Origin of the sequence: Flavobacterium faecale, assembly GCF_048320115.1 — a bacterium.
GTDB lineage: Bacteria > Bacteroidota > Bacteroidia > Flavobacteriales > Flavobacteriaceae > Flavobacterium > Flavobacterium faecale_A.
On sequence record NZ_CP182943.1, the window covers coordinates 3,355,107 to 3,375,802 of the forward strand.

General features: G+C 33.0%; 19 protein-coding genes. 8 read left to right on the forward strand and 11 right to left on the reverse strand.

Annotated elements, in window-relative coordinates; genetic code table 11:
- The first annotated feature begins 53 nt into the window (after window positions 1-53).
- Window positions 54-638 carry a YceI family protein gene (locus ACNH59_RS13920; RefSeq protein ID WP_418263128.1) on the forward strand — a complete coding sequence of 195 codons (585 nt, stop codon included), beginning with the start codon at window positions 54-56 and terminating at the stop codon, window positions 636-638.
- Here the strand turns inward: ACNH59_RS13920 and ACNH59_RS13925 are convergent.
- Window positions 635-1,513 carry a DUF5777 family beta-barrel protein gene (locus ACNH59_RS13925; RefSeq protein WP_418263129.1) on the reverse strand — a complete coding sequence of 293 codons (879 nt, stop codon included), beginning with the start codon at window positions 1,511-1,513 and terminating at the stop codon, window positions 635-637. The two genes, ACNH59_RS13920 and ACNH59_RS13925, sit on opposite strands and share 4 nt — an antisense overlap.
- A gap of 6 nt (window positions 1,514-1,519) precedes the next feature.
- Window positions 1,520-1,906 (reverse strand): OB-fold protein, encoded by a 387-nt coding sequence (locus ACNH59_RS13930; protein WP_418263130.1) that lies wholly within the window; start codon window positions 1,904-1,906, stop codon window positions 1,520-1,522.
- 95 nt (window positions 1,907-2,001) lie between these two features.
- Between ACNH59_RS13930 and ACNH59_RS13935 the strand changes: the two genes are divergently transcribed.
- Window positions 2,002-2,373, forward strand: coding sequence for a c-type cytochrome (locus tag ACNH59_RS13935; protein WP_418263131.1), 372 nt, complete (start codon window positions 2,002-2,004; stop codon window positions 2,371-2,373).
- A 5-nt stretch (window positions 2,374-2,378) separates the two neighbouring features.
- Window positions 2,379-2,921, forward strand: a complete 543-nt coding sequence (locus ACNH59_RS13940; RefSeq protein WP_418263132.1) for a YceI family protein — start codon at window positions 2,379-2,381, stop codon at window positions 2,919-2,921.
- 3 nt (window positions 2,922-2,924) lie between these two features.
- Here the strand turns inward: ACNH59_RS13940 and ACNH59_RS13945 are convergent, their stop codons facing one another.
- The 8 genes from ACNH59_RS13945 to ACNH59_RS13980 all read right to left on the reverse strand — a co-directional run bounded on the left by ACNH59_RS13945 (window position 2,925) and on the right by ACNH59_RS13980 (window position 10,124).
- A complete protein-coding gene (locus ACNH59_RS13945; protein ID WP_418263133.1) occupies window positions 2,925-3,833 on the reverse strand; it encodes a TIGR01777 family oxidoreductase in 909 nt (302 codons plus the stop codon).
- Between the two features lie 7 nt (window positions 3,834-3,840).
- Complete coding sequence (locus ACNH59_RS13950; RefSeq protein ID WP_418263134.1) at window positions 3,841-5,136, reverse strand: cryptochrome/photolyase family protein; 1,296 nt, start codon at window positions 5,134-5,136, stop codon at window positions 3,841-3,843.
- Window positions 5,137-5,138: 2 nt separating this feature from the next.
- Window positions 5,139-5,597 carry an SRPBCC family protein gene (locus ACNH59_RS13955; RefSeq protein WP_418263135.1) on the reverse strand — a complete coding sequence of 153 codons (459 nt, stop codon included), beginning with the start codon at window positions 5,595-5,597 and terminating at the stop codon, window positions 5,139-5,141.
- Window positions 5,584-6,282, reverse strand: coding sequence for a lycopene cyclase domain-containing protein (locus ACNH59_RS13960; protein ID WP_418263136.1), 699 nt, complete (start codon window positions 6,280-6,282; stop codon window positions 5,584-5,586). Before ACNH59_RS13960 ends, ACNH59_RS13955 begins: the two co-directional genes overlap by 14 nt.
- A gap of 128 nt (window positions 6,283-6,410) precedes the next feature.
- Entirely contained in the window at window positions 6,411-6,851 is a 441-nt protein-coding gene (locus tag ACNH59_RS13965; RefSeq protein ID WP_418263137.1) for a carotene hydroxylase, read from the reverse strand.
- 27 nt (window positions 6,852-6,878) lie between these two features.
- Window positions 6,879-7,718 (reverse strand): phytoene/squalene synthase family protein, encoded by an 840-nt coding sequence (locus ACNH59_RS13970; RefSeq protein ID WP_418263138.1) that lies wholly within the window; start codon window positions 7,716-7,718, stop codon window positions 6,879-6,881.
- Between the two features lie 3 nt (window positions 7,719-7,721).
- Window positions 7,722-9,191, reverse strand: a complete 1,470-nt coding sequence (locus tag ACNH59_RS13975; protein WP_418263139.1) for a phytoene desaturase family protein — start codon at window positions 9,189-9,191, stop codon at window positions 7,722-7,724.
- Between the two features lie 33 nt (window positions 9,192-9,224).
- A complete protein-coding gene (locus tag ACNH59_RS13980; RefSeq protein ID WP_418263140.1) occupies window positions 9,225-10,124 on the reverse strand; it encodes a MerR family transcriptional regulator in 900 nt (299 codons plus the stop codon).
- A 676-nt stretch (window positions 10,125-10,800) separates the two neighbouring features.
- Between ACNH59_RS13980 and ACNH59_RS13985 the strand changes: the two genes are divergently transcribed.
- The 5 genes from ACNH59_RS13985 to ACNH59_RS14005 all read left to right on the forward strand — a co-directional run bounded on the left by ACNH59_RS13985 (window position 10,801) and on the right by ACNH59_RS14005 (window position 18,126).
- On the forward strand, window positions 10,801-11,460 hold the full coding sequence (locus tag ACNH59_RS13985) for a dienelactone hydrolase family protein (protein ID WP_418263141.1): 660 nt from the start codon (window positions 10,801-10,803) through the stop codon (window positions 11,458-11,460).
- Between the two features lie 353 nt (window positions 11,461-11,813).
- Window positions 11,814-13,043 (forward strand): DUF4856 domain-containing protein, encoded by a 1,230-nt coding sequence (locus tag ACNH59_RS13990; RefSeq protein WP_418263142.1) that lies wholly within the window; start codon window positions 11,814-11,816, stop codon window positions 13,041-13,043.
- Between the two features lie 159 nt (window positions 13,044-13,202).
- Entirely contained in the window at window positions 13,203-14,312 is a 1,110-nt protein-coding gene (locus tag ACNH59_RS13995; protein WP_418263143.1) for an imelysin family protein, read from the forward strand.
- Between the two features lie 39 nt (window positions 14,313-14,351).
- Complete coding sequence (locus tag ACNH59_RS14000) at window positions 14,352-15,710, forward strand: HTTM domain-containing protein (protein ID WP_418263144.1); 1,359 nt, start codon at window positions 14,352-14,354, stop codon at window positions 15,708-15,710.
- Complete coding sequence (locus ACNH59_RS14005) at window positions 15,649-18,126, forward strand: TonB-dependent receptor domain-containing protein (protein ID WP_418263145.1); 2,478 nt, start codon at window positions 15,649-15,651, stop codon at window positions 18,124-18,126. The genes ACNH59_RS14000 and ACNH59_RS14005 overlap by 62 nt, the downstream gene beginning before the upstream one ends.
- A gap of 542 nt (window positions 18,127-18,668) precedes the next feature.
- Here the strand turns inward: ACNH59_RS14005 and dnaK are convergent.
- Window positions 18,669-20,555 (reverse strand): molecular chaperone DnaK, encoded by a 1,887-nt coding sequence (gene dnaK, locus ACNH59_RS14010; protein ID WP_418263146.1) that lies wholly within the window; start codon window positions 20,553-20,555, stop codon window positions 18,669-18,671.
- Window positions 20,556-20,696 lie beyond the last annotated feature (141 nt).

A 20,696-nucleotide genomic window follows, 5' to 3' on the forward strand; every position in this document is an offset into this window, starting at 1 on the left:
TAAATTCATAAATAAATTCGTAACTTTAAGAAGGACCTAAAAGTTTTTCAATCATGAAAAAAACAATACTTTTTCTCTTCTTTTTACTCAGCATTACTTCTTATTCCCAAAAAATATGGAAGGTAAATGATGCTGTGGTCCTATTTGAAGCATCAGTTCCTTTTTTTGAACCTGTAGCAGCTAGAAATGACGCTGTTGAAGTAACTTTAAACACCAAAAGAGGTCACATCAGTTTTGATATCAAAATGAAAAAATTTCGGTTTGAAAGAAGTTTGATGGAAGAACACTTTAATGAGCACTACCTAGAAACAAAACGCTATCCACTTGCCACTTTCAAAGGGATGATTGATAAGTTTGATTTGAAAGTAATCAACAAGACTCCAAAAACTTTTAATATTAAAGGTGTAATAGTGATACATGGAAAATCTAAACCCATTTCGGTTACTGCAACACTCAACAAAACCACTAAAGGAATTGAACTCAAATCTCAATTTTCACTTCAAACAGACGATTTTAATATCGAAATTCCTTTTTTAATCCGAGAAAAAATTTCCAAAACTGTAAATGTTTCAGTAAAAACCCTATTTAGAGTACTCCCTATTGAAGCTAGTGCAATTGTAAACGCCTCTACCTACTAAAATACACGCACCAAATTAAATCCAAAAGAAATTTCTCCCTTTGTCCAATCTCCTGTAGTTTGACCTAAAAAACCTGACTCGTGCATTGCTCTGGCATTTGTAAAATGCATTTGGAATACATGTCCACCTGTTTCTAAATCTACACCTACAGAAAGTGGATTTTTATAATTAGACTGCGAAGCACGATTCAAATGTGCTCCATAATCCATATTAACTGACCAGCGTTTTGCTAATTTATACCTCCCACCTATTCCTAAAGCGATTTGACTATTATCTTGTGGATTAGGTATAATCACATTGTTATTAGTATCCAAAATATCTCTAACTACATTTTCATGATAAAAAGTTGGAGCCAATTCTACGGATAATTTCTCATTTACTTTTCTAGAAATCAGCAATTGACTCACATAAGTTAAACGATGTTTAAATTCGATTAAGGGATAGAACTCTTTTCTCATTTCAGTATTAATAGTAATACTATTAAACCCAACAATCGTCAGCGGAAAACCATTATTCTCTTGACTTATTAGTCTGTACTTTAATCCTAAATCATAGGCTTTTTGAAATCCACTTCTGGCAACATGAACAGTTACACCTTCTGTAAGTCCGTAGGCAAATTTAATTTGGGTAACGGCATCGTCTATTCCGAAGAAATCCTCAAAACCATTTTTAATGTAATCAAATCGATGTGCAACTACAAAAAACAAATCGCCTTTACCGACCAATTTTGTAGATTCAAAATTGACAATTTTAAGCGATTTAAAAGCAGCAATTGATTTATTATCTTCTTTGATAGGTCCTAATTCATCTAATAAACTATTTTGTGAAAACATACTAAAGGGAATCAATAAAACGAGCCAAAAATTCTTCATCATACAACTTTATTTAATTACTACACTTTGATCCATTTTTAATTCTTCAAGTAAGGAATCAAAACCAATCAACCTACCTTTTATTTCTATTGGTTCCCCTATCTTCAATCCATCAGGTAAACTGTCTATAAAAACAGCATGCAATTGATGCTCTATAACAACTGTCTTAGTCACTTCATCAAACGAACTAATAAAACCAGTTACCACAATTGTTTTATCCAGATACTTTAGATTAGCATCGATTTCATTTTCTTGATAGGCCATAAATATATTTTCAACCTGACCATTATATACCTCTTTTTCATTTTCTATATTTCGATGGACTTTATAAATATAAAAATAACCACCTACCATTGTTAGAATTAAAATCCCTATAATAATGATGTATTTCTTCATAATATTTGAATTAAAACATAAATTTATTACAAAATATCTAAACTTTTAATATTTATTACTAAATTTAATGAACTAATCTATTAAAAAACCAAAAAATGAAATTATTTAAAGTCCTTTTTGTTATTACAGCAACAGTTCTATCTTCAAATTGTTCAAGTGATTCTGAATCAGACATTAGTACCCCACCTACTACTCCACCTACTACAACAATAACTTATACGAATACCATACAATCAATTATGTCTGCTAATTGTACCTCATGTCACGGAACTCCAACTACTAATGGTGCATCAGTTTCATTAAACACCTATACCAACGTTAAAAATGCAGTAATTAACAACCAACTGATCGAAAGAATCTCAAAAGCGCAAGGTGAAAGTGGCTTGATGCCTTTTAACGGAACTCGACTACCACAAACAACGATCGATAAAATTATTAGCTGGAAAAATGATGGCTATAAAGAATAACAATTATGAGAAGAATTATTTTAAACATCAGTTTATTATTTTTCGTTTTAACGGTTTTTTCTCAAAATAGAAAAATTACGAAAACGGGAAGCATTACTTTTGAAGCTTCTGTTCCTGCTTTTGAAGAGGTCAAAGCTACAAATAAGACAGTGAGTTGTGTTTTAAATACTAAAACAGGAGAAATTGCCAGTTTAGCACTGGTAAAAGGATTTCGCTTCAAAGTAGCGCTAATGGAAGAGCATTTTAATGAAAACTACATCGAAAGCAATCGTTTTCCAAAAGCTACTTTTAAAGGAGTGATTAATAACTTTGACGAAAAAGCACTAAGTACAACTCCGAAGACATTTGACCTTGAAGGTACCTTACAACTTCATGGAAAAACAAAAGATATAAAATCGAAAGTTATTCTTCAAAAAGCAGCTGAAGATATTGTTTTGCATTGTGAACTAAAGGTAAAACCTTCCGACTTTGATATTATTATTCCAAAGGTAGTTAGCAAGAAAGTGGCAGAATCAGTAATTATAACTATTGATTATACATTGCAATAAAAACTACAAACATTCAATAAGTGCTTGTTCTAATTTTTTGAATCGAAATTGAAATCCGAGACTTTCTATTTTTTCTGAAGAAACCCTTCTTCCTTTTAAAATAATCGCAGCCATTTCCCCCATAACGACTTGAATCAAAAAAGACGGAATATTTGGCAACCAAATACTATAACCTAATACCTTTGCCAAAGTTTTTGAAAAAACACTATTGTTTGTATTGTCATTTATAGCGGCATTATAGGCACCATTCATATTATCATTTGTGAGGGCTAGAAAATATATCGCACACAAGTCATCAATATGAATCCAAGGCATGTATTGTCTTCCTGAACCTATTGCTGAACCTAGGCGCCATTTAAAAACAGGCAATAATTTACCCAAAAAACCTCCATTTTCACCTAAAACTAGCCCTGTACGAACTTTTACAACTCGGTTTGTGAAAGGTTCTAAAGAATCTGCCGCAGCTTCCCATTTCACGCAGGTAGTACCTAAGAAATCTGTTGCCGCTTTTTTAGTTTCAAGACAAATTCTACTTCCGCTTTTAGCACCATAAATCCCAATACCAGAAGCTGAAACAAATACTTCTATTTGCTTTCTGTGTTTCTTTAAAACAGATTCAATAAGTTGGACTGGCTGGACTCTACTATCAACAATTTCCTTTTTTCTTTTTGAAGTCCATCGCTTTCCTGCAATATTAGTACCTGCTAAATGAATTATATAATTGGCATTAAGTACTGCTTCTTCATCTATTAATTGGTTCTTAACATCCCATAGATGATAGGAAACAGAAGGTTCATCTTTTCTTTTAGAACGGCTCAATATGCTTACTTGAAAACCTTTTTGCACTAATAAATGCGTTAGGTTTTTACCTACAAAACCTGTTCCTCCTGTTATTAAAACCTTCTTTTTCATAATACTTCTATTTAATAATCCCAGCTTTGTAAGTCGCTATAGCGCGGTCTCTTGCAAAGGCATGGTCTACCATGGGAGCTACATATCCTAAATCAAATTCGGGAATCCATTTGCGAATGTATATCCCTTTTTCGTCAAACTTTTTCAATTGAATTTCGGGGTTAAAAACCCTAAAATAAGGTGCTGCATCACAACCTGTTCCAGCAGCCCATTGCCAATTCCCTACATTGGCAGACAAATCATAATCTAATAATTTTTGAGCAAAATAGGCTTCGCCCCATTGCCATGAAATCAATAAATGTTTGCATAAAAAACTAGCCACGACCATACGCACCCGATTGTGCATATAACCCGTTGCATTTAATTCTCGCATACCTGCATCCACCATGGGATAGCCTGTATTTCCTGAACACCATTTTTCAAAATCGGCCTCGTTATTGCGCCATTGAATACCGTCATAAGCACTTTTAAAATTTTGTGTCACCACTTTTGGAAAATGAAACAAAATTTGCATAAAAAATTCTCTCCAAATTAACTCACTTAAGAATACGGGATTGGTACTAGAAGCCCAAGTAACTAATTTACGAATACTTATCGTACCAAAGCGTAAATGAGGTGATAAATAAGAGGTTGAATCCAAAGCTGGAAAATCTCGCGTTTCGTGGTAATTTTTTATATGCGTTAAGTTGTATGGCTTTACCTTAATTTTACTTATTATAAAACCTAAAGCTTCTAGACTAGGAAAAGAAAAAGTGATCCGATAAAAATTGGAATAATAATCCTTAGTTTTATAAGGTGTCAATTCTGTACTAGCGTGCAGTTTTTCTAGCCACTTATTTTTATAAGGCGTATAAACAGTATAGGGCAAACCGTCTGCTTTTGTAATTTCATTTTCCTCAAAAATCACTTGATCCTTAAATGATTGAAAAGCTATTTTCTGTTCTTTTAAAACTATTGCAATAGACAAATCACGCTCAATAGCATAGGGTTCATAGTCTTTGTTACAAAATACTTTTTGAATATCAAATTCCTTAATCAAAGACTTCCATACGTCAAGCGTTTTTCCTTTTCTAATCAAAAGTGCGCTTTCTATACCTAGTAATTCTTTATTAATTTTGGATAATGAATCATAAATAAATCCTACTCTAGCGTCATCTTTAGGCAAACTCTCTAATATGGCATCATCAAAAATAAACAAAGGAATCACAGGAAAGCTAGATTGTAAGGCATGAAACAAACCTACATTGTCCTCCAATCTCAAATCTCTTCGGAACCAAAAAAAAGAAGCCTTCAGTTTACTCATGATTATTTATTAAAAATTTGATGGACTGCTTTTTCTCTATAAGCAAATATTTCCTTCAGTTTATTTTTGACAACCAAACTATTCATAATGCGACCCAAAAAACCTAATGGCAATGCATAATGAACCACATCAGTCATCTTTACACCTTGCTCCGTCGCTTCAAAAAAATGTTTATGATGCCACATAGCATAAGGGCCAAAACGTTGTTCGTCAATAAAATAACTTTTGTTTTTGACAATGGTAATTTCCGTTACCCAAGGCAATTTAATCCCCAATAGTGGCGAAACTTTGTATTGTATTATCTGACCGGCATACATATTTTTACCATCATAATCTGTGATTTGAAACCCCATACTTTGTGGAGTTATTTTTTGAAGATTCTTTGGACTCGAAAAAAATGCCCAGCATTCTTCTAAACTGGCATTTATGAATTGAACGGATTCTTTTTTATATACCTTCATTTTTCTGTGTTTTATATTCCAATTCTCTCATAATAACTAAAGTCATCAATAACATTGAAAAAGCATAGCCCACATCTTCCACTGGAATAGTACCTAATCGAATACCTAAATTCTCCATATCATTATAATACACTACTGGCTCATCTATAAAGCTCCCTGTTAGAATTCCGTTTACTATCGCAAATGGCACCAAAATAATCAAAAACGTGATAAAGAAAGTTTGCAAGATTTTTGGCGCTTTAACAATTGTATAAGTTAATAACAGCAACAGTAAACTATAATTAACCGTAGTGTACCATTTGCCCCAATTCCAAATTAAAACGGGTAAAACAACCGCCACTATTATCCAATAAATCATCCAAATGCTTTTTTTACTAATCATTGTTTTTGGAAAAAAATATTGGAAAGCAAAATGAATAAACAAACTAGCGTAGGGAATACAAATAAAAAACAACCATTCCTCTATGGGAAGTCCTGCTATTTCAATACCAGTATGGTAACGGGGATTAAAATGCCAAACACCAATTTTGGTAAAAAAAACATCCCAAATGATAAAAAAAACAGCTGTAAACAAGAGCGCAGGGAAAAAAGTTTTCCATCGACTGCTAAAATGCATTCTTTTCTCAAAACTGTATAAAAACGGAATGATAAAAGAAGCTATATTTAGAATTAGATAAAGTGACATTCGGGATTTGAGATTAAGTGTTAAGGATTTGGAATTTACAATTAAGGATTTCGGATTCTTGATTTAAAAACTGGAATTGATCACCTATCTAACTCCTAACTTTTAACTAACAACCCTTAACTTTTCAACTACATTTTCCAATATTTGAAAGGGACAAATAACATTCCAAAACATTCTCCATCTTCTTTACCTAAATGTTTATGATGTACTTTATGTGCTTTTCGGAGTCCTATCAAATAAGGATTCTTAGTGTTCTTAAACCATTTAAAGCGTTGATGAATCAAAACATCATGTATCATAAAATAACAAAAACCATAAAATGTAATTCCGAGTCCAATGAAGAATAAATAATTCAAACCACCGGCTACACCAAAATAAAAAAGGACAATACTAGGGATGGCAAAAATGACGAAAAAGATATCATTTCGTTCAAAAATATGGGCATACTTAGGCTGGTGATGGTCCTCATGAAAATACCACATAAAACCGTGCATCACATATTTATGTGTCAACCAAGTCACACATTCCATCAATAAAAAAGTAACCAAAAAAATTAAAAATGAAATCATTATCTCTAGTATTTTTTAATTTATAATTTAAACTAATCTCAGTTTATACGAAACAAATGATTGTGCAAGCAAACCTATTTTGGAATAATTGGAGACACGTATTCTCGTATTTCCTATTTCATTTGAAGGTGTGTTTTCTAATTTATGCAACAACTTCTTGTAATAGACATAAGCTGTATAGACTCCAAATTTAGCTTCCATCGGCAATTTTACAATTCCTTGATAAGCAACTCTAAAATCTTCTTCGATTTCTTCGATAATCGCTTTTTTGGCATTTTCATCAAATGAATTCAAATCTACACCGGGAAAATAATTTCGATTCAGTATCAAATTGTCATCTTTTAAATCTCGCAAGAAATTTACTTTTTGAAAGGCTGAACCCAACCGCATAGCTTCCATTTTCAGAGCTTCATATTTTTCCTGATCTCCCTTTACAAAAACTTTCAAACACATCAGCCCCACCACATCAGCCGAGCCATAAATATACTCATTATAGTCTTCTTTATTATCATAATTGAGTTTGACCAAATCCAGTTTCATACTTTTTAAAAAAGCTTGAACCAGATCATCTGCAATATTGTATTGCTTGACAGTCTGCTGAAACGAATTTAAAATAGGATTCAAACTTATTCCTGCTTCGCAAGCTTTATAATATTCTTTTTCAAAATCGTTGATGAGCCCTTCTTTGTCATAGCCATGAAATGAATCTACAATCTCATCAGCAAAACGAACAAAACCATAAATACTGTATATGGCGTCACGTATACTTGGAGAAAGCATATATACTGCTAATGAAAATGAAGTGCTGTAATTTTTAGTAACTAACTTGCTGCACTTAAAGGATATGTCGTCAAATATTTTTTTCATAAGTTATGTTGCTAAAAATTGTTTTATAATTAATTCTGAGACCAGCTTTCCTGAAATTAATGCAGGTGGTACTCCCGGTCCTGGAACTGTTAATTGTCCTGTAAAAAAGAGATTCTTCACTTTTTTGCTTTTTAATTTAGGGCGTAAAAAAGCCGTTTGCATCAAAGTATTGGCCATTCCGTAAGCATTTCCTTTATACGAATTGTATTCCGACACAAAATCATTCTTACAAAATGACTTTTTATACACAATATGTTCTCTTACTTTTTGATTTGTAATAGTCTCAAAACGGTTCATTATTTTATCAAAATAAATTGCCCTTAACTCCTCAGAATCTTCAATTCCCGGCGCTAGTGGAATCAGAAAAAAAGCAGATTCCATCCCTTCTGGTGCTGCTGTGGCATCTGTTATCGACGGGAAATTGGCATAAAACAAAGGTTCATCTGGCCATTTTGGTTCATCATAAATATCATGTGCATGAGCTTCAAAATCCACATCAAAAAACAGATCATGATGCGCTACATTTTTAAGTTTTTTATTAAACCCAATATAAAACAACAAAGACGAAGGCGCAAAAACTCGACTTTTCCAATATTGCTCTGAATACACTCTGTATTTCTGATCCAAGAGTGTTTCTGTATGATGGTAGTCCGCACCACTCAAAACCATGTCAGAATGGATTCTTTCTCCATTGCTAATAATTCCTTTGGCTAGACCATTTTCAACAATGATTTGCTCAATATTGGAATTTGTTTTAAAAACGACACCTAACTCTAGTGCCAGTTGCTCCATCGCTTTGACCACATCATACATTCCCGTTTTTGGATGCCATGTCCCTAAACCAAAATCGGCATAATTCATAAAGTTATAAAAAGAAGGCGTATCAGCGGGTTTAGCACCTAGAAATAAAACAGGAAATTCCAAAATTTGCACCAATTTTTGATTTTTAAATTCCTTTCGAACGTCTCTTTTTATCGTACTGAAAAATTGTCCTAATTTCTTCGTCGTTTCTAAAGTAACCAATTCTAAAGGGGAAACTCCTGGCTGATAAACTAAATCTTTAATCGCAATATCATAATTACTTTTAGCCTTCCCTATAAATTCTCTAAGCTTTTTTCCACTTCCCTTTTCTATAGATTCAAAAGTATGAGTAATTTTTTCCAAATTATCAGCTATGGCGATACAATCATCTTTACCATAATAAACATTATATGCTGGAGAAAGTTTTACTAAATCATAATAATCAGTTGTTTTTTTGTCAAAGTCAGCAAAAAATCGTTCAAACACATCGGGCATCCAATACCAACTTGGGCCCATATCAAAAGTAAAACCTTCTGCTTTAAATTGACGTGCTCTTCCTCCAATACTATTGTTTTTTTCAAAAACAGTAACTTGATGTCCTGCTTTAGCCAAATAACAAGATGCTGACAAAGCGGAAAAACCTGAGCCAATTATGGTGATGTTTTTTTTCATTCGTTCAATATTGTTAAAAATAAATAAACACAATTACAACTTTTGAATTAAGTCTAATATTGTATTAAAAACGATTACTTGCTCAGGTAAATTCTCTAATTGTAACTTCTTAGTCATCCTCCCTAACAACCAAATTTCTGTATTATCATCTATCAATTGATCCGATAGATTGATCACATAATCTTCTAACTCATCTATTGATGGCTGTACCGTTAGATAACCTACAAAGACTATATCATTAAAATGCTTCTTGAGTTCTTGTAAGTTATCTACTGGCATACTTTCGCCTAAATAAACTACTGGATAGCCATGATTGGCTATTTCGTAATTCAAATACAACAAACCTAAATCATGAATTTCATTCAAAGGTAAAGACAAAACAAAGGTTTTACTAAGATTGAAACGGTCTCTCAACTGTACCTCATGAATATTCAAAATCACTTTTTGCCTAATCAAATGACATATAAAATGTTCATGAGCAGGAGTTATAGTGTTCGTTTGCCACAAACTACCTATTTCTTCCATTAAGGGAATAAAAACTTCTAGAAATATTTGTCTAAATGTCTTTTCCTCAGTGAGCCAATTATAAGTCTGTGCAAACAATTGATGATCAAAATTCATCATCGCCATTTTGAAAATATTAATGGCATGGTTCTGGGCATTCTTTTCTGAAACGATACCTGTTACCATCGTTCTAATTTCATCATCAGAATAAGATGCTATCTTAGAGATTTTATACCCATATTCATGTAAGAAATTAATATTTAATAGCTTTTGCAAACTTTTTATATCATACACTCTAATATTGGTGTCCGTTCGCAATGGCTGAAAAACGTTATATCTTTTTTCCCAAATCCTAATGGTATGTGCTTTGATCCCCGAAAGGTTTTCGAGGTCTTTAATACTGAACGCCGTTTTTATATTGTTTAACATAATCTATTAAATATTAAACAAAATTACTTTAAATAATTGACATATCCCAGAAAACCCACAAATATTCTCTTTTAATTGCTTGATTACTTCAACTATAAAAATTTAAAAATCTTAACTTTTAGTTGCATTAGCGCTAAAGTTATGCCTACTTCAATATCGATTACATTCAATTGATTTAATTATAAAATTAGAACTAATAAAAATAATTAAATTATCGTGAATTTATTACGTAGGTGTAATTAGTTTTGAAGTTGATTTTCATCAGTATTAGTGATTTTTTTTCCCGATATCTCCAACGGGATGAATTTATTATGGTATTTCACTTTCAAATTAAATCATTAAATAATAACAACCCCAACAAAACAAATATAATAAACTAATTACCAGTATTTTATTAAAAATTTAAATTAAAAAAACACTAAGAATTAATGGATTTTAATTACCTTTATAATGGTGTTTTTTACTAATTCTTAACAATTCAATAATTCACATATTTCCATTTGTTAAAATACCATCTGTGAGCATTGGAAAATTTAAAACACCTAAAAAAATCCAATTTCACGTTTAAATAATAGCATATTTCAATACTAAGTTGATTAAATAGAATTAGAATTTTCCCCTCAATCTTTTATTCGAACCTACAGTCTAAATTATTTGTAATTTAACAAAGATCGTTATGAAAAATTATGAAATGGAAATTCCATTAAAATCCGTGACTCTCAAAGGAACCATGGTGATTCCTGACAACGCTACAGGAATGGTCATTTTTTCAAATGGTAGTGGTTCCAATATTTCTAACACCAGGATAAAGACCTTGGCAGAGTTAATCCAAAACAAAAACATTGGAACATTAGTTTTTGATCTACTTACTGAAGAAGAGGATGAAATTTATGAAAACAAATACAATATTGATTTGTTAGTAGGACGATTAATAGAAACTACGGAGTGGTTGATGCAAAACAAGCACACCAAGGACTTACCTATAGGTTACTTTGGTTCCAGCACAGGCTCTGCAGCAGCAATGAGAGCAGCCGCCTATTTTGGAAAAACCATAAAAGCCGTCGTCTCTAGAGGCGGAAGACCCGATATGGTCATCAACACCTTAAATCAAGTATTATCACCAACTCTATTAATTGTTGGAGGCATTGATGTTCCAATTATAGGTATGAACAAAATGGCATTTGACGAACTAAGGTCCGTAAAAGAAATGAAAATTATCCCTAAAGCTACCCAACTTTTTAAAGAACCGGGAAAACTCCAAGAAGCAGCTGAATTAGCCATTGTATGGTTTAAAAGATACTTCATGCAAAAAAATATGGAAGCTAGACTTGTCTAAACTTTAGTATTACCTTCAAATTTAAAGTATTTCCATATTGATTATTACTATTAACACCAACTTCAACTAGCTAATTTTTACTATTAATTTGAATAGTATAAATTAGCTTTGTCGCATCTACACATCATCATTACACTATTAAAAACAAATAACACAAAACAATTAGCTCGCTCACAACTTCAACAAAATTCCACATAAAAAACTGTTAATCAACAACCTATTCCAAACCAATCTAAACACAAAATTACCTTGTTAAAACTTATTTATAAATAATCTAAATAAAAATTTGTTTTTCTTAAATCTGATTTTATCTTTGCAGAAAATTATTCTTATTCATTCTAAATAAATAAAAAATGACTCGATCAAATTTTCTTTTTTCTGCTTTAGCAATTACTACTTTAGCATTTACTTCATGTTCAGATGACAACGATGATTCTGCTGTAAGCTACAATGTTCCAACTGATTATACTTTTGAAAGAAATAGTGCAACAACTGTTGATTTCTCTGGTCAAACTAGCAGATTATTAATGCTTGGTGAAATGGGTTCTTACATTAGCACTGCTGCTAAAAACAAAACAGCTGTTGATAAAACAGTTTTAGTTAATATGTACTCCAACACTAATAATGCATTTTCAACTACTGAATTAAATACTTCAGGAAAACAGTTAAAAGATAAAACCGCAGCTTCTAAAGATTACTTTTCTTTATTTTTAGGAGGTGGAAGCACTACTGAAAAAGTTGCCGTTCAAGCATTTTTTGAAACTCAATTAACTAATGCTTCTATTGCAGGTGCTCTTCCACAAGTTTCCGCTTCTGCAGGTGTAGCGGGAAGCTATGTTGACGGTTCTTCAACTAGATTATTTGCTCCAAATGGTTTAGAGCCACAACAAGTATTATTAAAAGGAATGATGGGTGCTTGTTTATTAGACCAAACAGTAAACAACTATTTAAGTCTAAATAAATTAGACGAAGCTTCAAATACTGAAAACAACACAAACAAAGTAGTAGAAACAGGTAAAAACTACACTACAATGGAACACCTTTGGGACGAAGCCTATGGTTATATCTATGGTGCAGGCGGTGGAAAATACTGGGACAGTTATATCAACCAAGTAAATGCTGATGCTGATTTCAACACTGTAACTGCTGATATTAAAAATGCTTTCATCAAAGGAAGAGCTGCAATTGTAGCTAACGATTACAATACTAGAAATGCACAAATTGACATTATCAAAACTAAACTGGCTTTAGTACCTGCTGTACGTGCTGTATTCTATTTACAAGAAGGAAAAGGGAAATTGGTTACAGCTAATGGTGCAGCCGCTTTCCATGCCCTTTCAGAAGCTTACGGATTTATCATGTGTCTTCGTTATACTAATAAGCCTGGTACCAATGCTCCTTATTTCACCAGAACTGAAGTAGACACTATCTTAAGTACATTGACAGCTGGAACAAATGGTTTTTGGGATGTTGATTATTTAAACCCAGCAGCTGCTAATCAACCAAAAATACTAGATAATTTATCAACTCAAATAGCTGCTAAATTTGGTTTTACTGTTGCACAAGCTGCCACTGTAAACTAATACAATAAAATCAAAGCAAGAGTAAGTAACTGCTCTTGCTTTTTTTGTATTTTTGCAAAAATTTTTGAGAGCTATAGAACGGGACAACATATTCTATTGATTTTTACCACAAATCATTAAAAAAACAATAGCTTTTAAACAATAACAATACAACATTTCATGAAAAAAATTTTTTCTTTATTCGGAATTATTGCCCTAATTGCAGCTTGTTCTTCTAATGACGAAGGAGGTAACAGTAATGATGGTTATGATAGAACAGCACTTTTAACACATTGGGCAAATAACATTATCATCCCAAGTTATACCGACTATCAAGCTAAATTACAAACTTTAGTAAGTAGCACCAATACTTTTACTACTAACCCTACAGAGGCAAATTTACAAACAGTAAGGACTTCATGGTTAGAAGCATACAAAGCCTTCCAGTACGTATCCCAATACAGCTTTGGAAAAGCAGAAGAAATTTATTTTAAAGAAAGAAACAATACCTACCCTACTGATGCAACGGGAATCAATGCCAATATCACTTCTGGTTCATACGACCTTAGTTTAGTTTCTCAAGTGAGTAAACAAGGATTACCAGCTGTAGACTATGTATTGAATGGTATAGGAAATACAGATTCTGAAATTGTAGCTTTATATACAGGTACAAATGCAGCTAAATATAAAAAGTACTTAACTGACCTAGTGGCAGCCCTTAAATCAAATAACGACACTGTTTTAGCCGATTGGAACGGAAGCTACAAAGCTAGTTATATTGCCAATAACGGTACCTCTGTAAGCAGCTCTGTAAGTATAACAGTAAATAATTATATTAAGAATTTTGAAAAAGATGTTCGTGCTGGAAAATTAGGGATTCCTGCAGGTGTATTTTCTGGGGGAACTCTATATCCTGAAAAAGTAGAAGCTTATTATAAAAAAGATGTTTCTAAAGTGTTATTAAATACAGCAGTACAAGCAGCTCAAGATTTTTTTAATGGTAAAAACTTTGCCAATAGTACTACTGGACCAAGTTTAAAAGCTTATTTAGATTTTTTAAATACGGTTCGTAATGGTCAAAATCTAAGCACAACCATCAACGACCAATTTGCATCTGCATTTACTAAAATTAATGATTTAAGTGCTAATTTGTCTTCACAAATCACAACAAGTAACAGTAAAATGCTTACTGCTTATGATGCATTACAGCAAAATGTGGTTTATATCAAACTAGACATGATGCAAGCGTTAAAAATCACGGTGGATTATGTAGACAATGACGGAGATTAAGTCTTAAATCTCTTTTATTACTTATCAAGTTAACAAAATATGTTTCAAAATTATTTCAAACAAAATACATCAGCCGCAACGCTAGCCTTCTTTAGGCTAGCGTTTGGTTTAATGATGCTATTGAGTTTGATTCGGTTTGCGAGTTACGGATGGATTGAAAAGTTTTATATCGATCCCGTTTTTCATTTTAGTTATTATGGCTTTGAATGGGTTCAACCTTTCGGGATATACACTTATTTGATTTTTATCATTTGTGGAATTGCAGCTTTGTTTGTAGCTATTGGCTATCAATACAAATGGGCTATTTGGAGTTTTTTCTTGAGTTTTACTTATATTGAACTCCTAGACAAAACTACTTATCTCAACCATTATTACTTCATTTCGATTGTAAGTTTGGTACTGTGTTTTTTGCCTGCAAACTGCTACTTTGCTATTGATGCATACAAAAACGAAAATAAACGCTTCGAAAAAATTCCTCGTTGGACTACCGATATTCTCAAAGTACTTTTGGCTATTGTGTATATTTATGCTGGAATTGCCAAACTCAATTCCGATTGGTTATTAGAAGCCATGCCATTGAAAATTTGGCTTCCTGAAAACACCACTATTCCCGGTTTAAGCTACTTGTTAAACCAAACATGGATGCATTATGCCTTCAGTTGGATTGGTGCTATCTATGATTTATTCATTGTTTTTTTGATGTTAAACAAAAGAACCCGAAACATAGGCTTTCTACTAATTGTAGTTTTCCACGTATTGACTCGAATTTTATTTCCGATAGGTATTTTCCCCTATGTAATGATTATTAGCTCCTTGATTTTCTTTGATGCTTCATTACACAAAAAAATCTTGAACTTAATTGCTAAGCTTTTTTCTACCAACATTAATTTATTCGAAAATGGTAAAGAGAAAATTCAAAGCTTCGCTCCTATTCAGCAAATAAAACTTGGATTTTTAGGACTTTTTCTAGTTTTTCAATTGGTATTTCCATTTCGATACTGGTGTTATCCTGATGAATTATTTTGGACCGAAGAAGGATTTCGGTTTTCTTGGCGCGTAATGTTAATGGAAAAAGCAGGTTACGCTGAATTTACCGTAATTGATAAAAAAAACAATAAAAACATACGGGTTAACAATGCACAATTTCTTACTGCATTTCAAGAAAAACAAATGTCATTTCAACCCGATTTTATTTTAGAATATGCCCACTTTTTAAAAGATTATTACAAAAATCAAGGTTTTGAAAATCCTGAAGTATATGTAAACAGTTACGTTGCGCTTAATGGAAGATTAAGCCAACGATATATAGACCCAACAATCAATTTAGCAAAAGAATATGAAAGTTTCAAACACAAAACTTGGATTCTCCCATTTAATGACACTATCAAAGGTTTTTAAAGTGATGCTGCTTTTAGTAGCAAGCTTAAATAGCTATGCCCAGCATAAAATTACTGGAACTATCACGGATAGTAAAGGAAATAAATTGGCCGCTGTGGAGGTTTTCAATAGAACCACTGGAACTAAAGATTTATCCAAGTCTAATGGCGAATTTGAATTGAATTTCAAAAGCAAAGGCAGCCATGATTTAATTTTCTTTAAAGATGGTTTTAGTATTCTAGAACAAATTAGCATTACTACTGGCAGTCATTTAACGGTTGTATTAACAAGAATCAACAAACTTTCGGAAGTAATTATCAAAAAGCAAAATGACCGTTTATTTTCTGTTCGAAAACTAAAAGATATCGAAGGAACTTCCATATTTGCTGGAAAGAAAACTGAGGTGGTTGACATCAGTAAATTGACCGCAAACAAGGCTACGAACAATGCGCGACAAATATTCTCGCAAGTAGTGGGTTTGACTATTAATGAAAGTTCTGATGGAGGTTTGCAACTCAGTATTGGTGGACGCGGTCTAGACCCTAACCGAACGTCTAATTTTAATACCCGTCAAAATGGTTATGATATTAGTGCCGATGTTTTAGGATATCCTGAAAGTTATTATGCGACACCTACAGAAGCTTTAGAAGAAATTCAAATCATCCGTGGAGCAGCAGCATTGCAATACGGAACACAGTTTGGAGGTTTGGTTAACTTTAAATTAAAAACACCTACCCAAAAACCATTTGAACTCATTACTAGAAACACTGTGGGCTCCTTTGGGTTGTTTACTAATTTTACGTCTGTAAGTGGTACTAATGATAAATTCAGTTATTATTCCTTTTTCAATTATAAAAAAGGAGACGGTTTTAGACCAAATTCTGATTTTGAAAGCAAAAACTATTTTGCCAATTTGAATTATAAATTCAATAAAAAAACATCTTTACATTTAGACTATACCTATTTTAATTATCTAGCACAACAAGCAGGTGGATTAACAGATGTTATGTTCCAAAAGGACCCTACACAAAGTAACCGAGAAAGAAACTGGTTTGCTGTAGACTGGAATTTATTTGCCTTAAAACTAGAACATAAATTTGATCATGATGCCGATTTCTCACTGCAATTATTTGGATTGGATGCCAGTCGTAAAGCTGTTGGATACCGTTCTAATAGAGTTTCAAATCCTGATACCCCAGGAACAGTAAGGGATTTATTAGTAGGAGACTTTGTCAATTGGGGAGCTGAGGCACGTTATTTAAAACGTTATCATATCAAAGAACAAACAAGTGCTCTCTTAATAGGAACCAAATATTATCAATCAAAAAATACTGGTTTACAAGGACCTGGAAGCTCAGGAACTGATGCTAATTTCAATTTAGCTACAGATGAATTCCCATTTTACGCAAGTCAATCTAACTATACCTATCCTAACTTGAACCTTTCTGTTTTTGGAGAAAACATTTTCAAAATCAACGCTAATTTATCAATTACTCCAGGATTTAGATTAGAGCATATCCGTACTCAAGCCGATGGTTATTACAGACAAATTAATCAAGATTTAGCCGGAAATGTAATCTTCGACGAAACCCAAAATGAAAACATCGTAAAAGATAGAAACTTTGTTTTATTGGGTGTGGGTGTGAGCTATAAACCAGAAAACAAAATAGAAATGTATGGTAATATCTCCCAAAACTACCGTTCCGTAACTTTCAACGATATCCGAACTGCCAATCCGAGCAGTGCTATCGATCCTAACATTACTGATGAAAAAGGTTTTACATCTGATATTGGTATTCGAGGACAACTGAGCGATAAAGTTTCTTTTGACACTAGTATTTATGGACTTCTCTACAATGATAAAATAGCCGAATACCAAGCACGAAACCCTAATGGTTCAGCTGGAATTGTACGCTACCGTTCTAATGTGGGAACCGCACTGACCTATGGTTTTGAAACTATGTTTGACTGGAGTTTGTGCAAAACTTTCTTTCCTGAAAAAGAAAATTTAATTTGGAATGCTTTCTCTAATATTGCCATTACAGATTCGCAATATTTAAAATCAAACGCACCTAATATTGAAGGAAATAAAGTTGAGTTTGTACCACTTTTAAATGTTAAAACAGGAACAAGTATTGGATATGAAAACTTTTTATCTAGTATTCAATTCACCTATGTGTCTTCGCAATTTACAGATGCAAACAATAATCCAACTGATAACGATGATAATACCTATGGAATCTTTGGTAAAATTCCGGCCTATTATGTTGCAGATATTTCGACATCCTATAAATGGAAAAATTTCAAACTAGAAGCGGGAATCACTAACTTTACTAACAACAGTTATTTTACCCGAAGAGCTACTGGCTATCCTGGTCCTGGAATTATTCCATCGGATAGCAGAACGTTCTACACTACATTAGAGTTCCAATTTTAGATTAATCATTAAAAGACAAATCATAAACTCCTCCCCCCTCTTAAGAGGGGAATTGGAAGTTTTAAAATTCAAAAAACACTACCTTAATATTCCTTTTTTGGGTATAACTCAAATTCGGCATTAGAAATTCTACTGCATCTAAAAACTGTTTCAAAACAAGTATTTTACTCTTTTTTTGAAAATCAAAACACAAAAGCATACCTCAATTAAAAACAGTCGAAAGCGCTTGTATTATCGCTTAAATTGACCTGATACAAAAAACATTTATCTATCCTATACCAGTCTTAAAGAACCGTTTTAAAAGAACATTTTCTAGTTCATAAATCTCCGGATGCTCTGGATATTTTTCAAAATTGAGCTGTTATTTTAATAATTTCAACCAAGGGATTATTATTTGGTTGTGTCCAATAGTAGTTTTTACTTTTAATTTAAACAGACGAGATAAATCATAGGTCATTTTTGGGCAAAAAAAAACCGAACTATTTCTAGTTCGGTTTTATATCAATTATAGAGACGGACTGCAGTCCATCTCTATAAAATAATTATTTTACTTCTTCGAATTCAACGTCTTCAACGTTGTCTCCTTGAGATTGCTCTCCTTGTGCTTCGGCACCACCTTGAGCTTGTTCTCCTTGAGCATACATTGCTTCAGTAGCTTTTTTCCAAGCTGCGTTGATGTTATCTAAAGCAGTTTGAATAGCTGGAATGTCTTGAGATTGGTGAGCCATTCTCAATTCAGTTAAAGCGTACTCAACAGCTACTTTATTATCATCAGATAATTTATCACCTAGTTCTTTCAACTGAGTTTCAGTTTGGAAGATCATAGAATCAGCTTCGTTTAATTTCTCAGCTCTTTCTTTAGCAATTTTATCTGATTCAGCGTTAGCTTCAGCATCTTGTTTCATTCTTTCGATTTCTTCAGCTGTCAATCCAGAAGAAGCTTCGATACGAATGTCATGAGATTTTCCTGTTCCTTTGTCAGTAGCAGAAACTTTGATGATACCATTTGCATCAATATCAAAAGAAACCTCAATTTGAGGAACTCCTCTTGGTGCTGGTGGAATACCATCTAAGTGGAAACGACCAATAGTTTTGTTATCAGCAGCCATTGCTCTAGCCCCTTGTAATACGTGGATTTCAACAGATGGTTGAGAATCAGCAGCAGTAGAGAATACTTGAGATTTTTTAGTTGGGATAGTCGTGTTAGCCTCGATAAGAGTTGTCATAACACCACCCATAGTTTCGATACCTAAAGATAGTGGAGTTACGTCAAGCAACAATACATCTTTAACATCTCCAGAAAGTACACCTCCTTGGATAGCTGCACCAATAGCAACAACCTCATCAGGGTTAACTCCTTTAGAAGCTTTTTTACCGAAGAATTTTTCAACTTCTTCAACAATTCTTGGGATACGAGTAGAACCACCTACCAAGATAACTTCATCAATATCAGATGTAGATAAACCTGCATCTTTCAACGCTCTAGCAACTGGAGCCATAGAACGTTTCACTAATGAATCCGCTAATTTCTCAAATTGAGAACGAGATAATTTTTTAACTAAGTGCTTAGGTCCTGAAGCTGTAGCTGTAACGTAAGGCAAGTTAATTTCTGTTTCAGCAGAAGCAGACAATTCAATTTTTGCTTTTTCAGCAGCCTCTTTAATACGTTGTAATGACATTGGATCTTCACGCAAGTCAATTCCTTCTTCAGCTTTGAATTCGTCAGCTAACCAGTCAATAATAACTTGGTCAAAATCATCTCCTCCTAAGTGAGTATCTCCATTTGTAGATAATACTTCGAAAACTCCGTCACCTAATTCAAGAACAGAGATATCAAAAGTACCTCCACCTAAATCGTAAACAGCAATTTTTTGATCAGTTCCTTTTTTATCTAATCCATAAGCTAATGCAGCTGCAGTAGGCTCATTGATGATACGCATTACTTTAAGACCAGCAATTTCACCAGCTTCTTTAGTAGCTTGACGTTGTGCATCATTAAAGTAAGCAGGAACAGTAATAACTGCTTCAGTTACTGTTTGACCCAAATAGTCTTCAGCAGTTTTTTTCATTTTTTGAAGTGTCATAGCTGACAATTCTTGAGCAGTATATAAACGACCATCAATATCTACACGTGGTGTATTGTTGTCTCCTTTTACTACTTTGTAAGGAACTCTTTTTGCTTCAGCCGAAACCTCACCAAAACCTTGTCCCATAAAACGTTTGATAGAAGCAATAGTCTTAGTTGGATTAGTTACCGCTTGTCTTTTTGCAGGATCCCCTACTTTAATTTCTCCACCTTCAACAAAAGCGATGATAGATGGTGTTGTTCTTTTTCCTTCAGCATTAGGAATTACAACTGCTTCATTACCTTCCATTACAGAAACACAAGAGTTGGTAGTACCTAAATCAATTCCGATTATTTTACCCATTTTTACTATATTTAATTTTATTATATATTCGTTTTAATAACTTGCTGACTCTAACGCAATCATTGTGCCAACAGAAAACCCCTTATAAAATTGTCAGTTTTTGTTAAAATGGCGGAAATCCATCTGACAAGTTGGCATTTT

What these genes read in the sequence shown, in the direction of transcription:
- ACNH59_RS13945 (WP_418263133.1), bottom strand. Translation starts at nt 3,833, where the DNA reads ATGAAAAAGAAGGTTTTAATAACAGGAGGAACAGGTTTTGTAGGTAAA.
- ACNH59_RS14005 (WP_418263145.1), top strand. Translation starts at nt 15,649, where the DNA reads ATGAAAGTTTCAAACACAAAACTTGGATTCTCCCATTTAATGACACTA.
- ACNH59_RS13990 (WP_418263142.1), top strand. Translation starts at nt 11,814, where the DNA reads ATGACTCGATCAAATTTTCTTTTTTCTGCTTTAGCAATTACTACTTTA.
- ACNH59_RS13955 (WP_418263135.1), bottom strand. Translation starts at nt 5,597, where the DNA reads ATGAAGGTATATAAAAAAGAATCCGTTCAATTCATAAATGCCAGTTTA.
- ACNH59_RS13965 (WP_418263137.1), bottom strand. Translation starts at nt 6,851, where the DNA reads ATGATTTCATTTTTAATTTTTTTGGTTACTTTTTTATTGATGGAATGT.
- ACNH59_RS13920 (WP_418263128.1), top strand. Translation starts at nt 54, where the DNA reads ATGAAAAAAACAATACTTTTTCTCTTCTTTTTACTCAGCATTACTTCT.
- ACNH59_RS13960 (WP_418263136.1), bottom strand. Translation starts at nt 6,282, where the DNA reads ATGTCACTTTATCTAATTCTAAATATAGCTTCTTTTATCATTCCGTTT.
- ACNH59_RS13940 (WP_418263132.1), top strand. Translation starts at nt 2,379, where the DNA reads ATGAGAAGAATTATTTTAAACATCAGTTTATTATTTTTCGTTTTAACG.
- ACNH59_RS13980 (WP_418263140.1), bottom strand. Translation starts at nt 10,124, where the DNA reads ATGTTAAACAATATAAAAACGGCGTTCAGTATTAAAGACCTCGAAAAC.
- ACNH59_RS13950 (WP_418263134.1), bottom strand. Translation starts at nt 5,136, where the DNA reads ATGAGTAAACTGAAGGCTTCTTTTTTTTGGTTCCGAAGAGATTTGAGA.
- ACNH59_RS13925 (WP_418263129.1), bottom strand. Translation starts at nt 1,513, where the DNA reads ATGATGAAGAATTTTTGGCTCGTTTTATTGATTCCCTTTAGTATGTTT.
- ACNH59_RS13985 (WP_418263141.1), top strand. Translation starts at nt 10,801, where the DNA reads ATGAAAAATTATGAAATGGAAATTCCATTAAAATCCGTGACTCTCAAA.
- ACNH59_RS13930 (WP_418263130.1), bottom strand. Translation starts at nt 1,906, where the DNA reads ATGAAGAAATACATCATTATTATAGGGATTTTAATTCTAACAATGGTA.
- ACNH59_RS13970 (WP_418263138.1), bottom strand. Translation starts at nt 7,718, where the DNA reads ATGAAAAAAATATTTGACGACATATCCTTTAAGTGCAGCAAGTTAGTT.
- ACNH59_RS14000 (WP_418263144.1), top strand. Translation starts at nt 14,352, where the DNA reads ATGTTTCAAAATTATTTCAAACAAAATACATCAGCCGCAACGCTAGCC.
- ACNH59_RS13935 (WP_418263131.1), top strand. Translation starts at nt 2,002, where the DNA reads ATGAAATTATTTAAAGTCCTTTTTGTTATTACAGCAACAGTTCTATCT.
- ACNH59_RS13995 (WP_418263143.1), top strand. Translation starts at nt 13,203, where the DNA reads ATGAAAAAAATTTTTTCTTTATTCGGAATTATTGCCCTAATTGCAGCT.
- dnaK (WP_418263146.1), bottom strand. Translation starts at nt 20,555, where the DNA reads ATGGGTAAAATAATCGGAATTGATTTAGGTACTACCAACTCTTGTGTT.
- ACNH59_RS13975 (WP_418263139.1), bottom strand. Translation starts at nt 9,191, where the DNA reads ATGAAAAAAAACATCACCATAATTGGCTCAGGTTTTTCCGCTTTGTCA.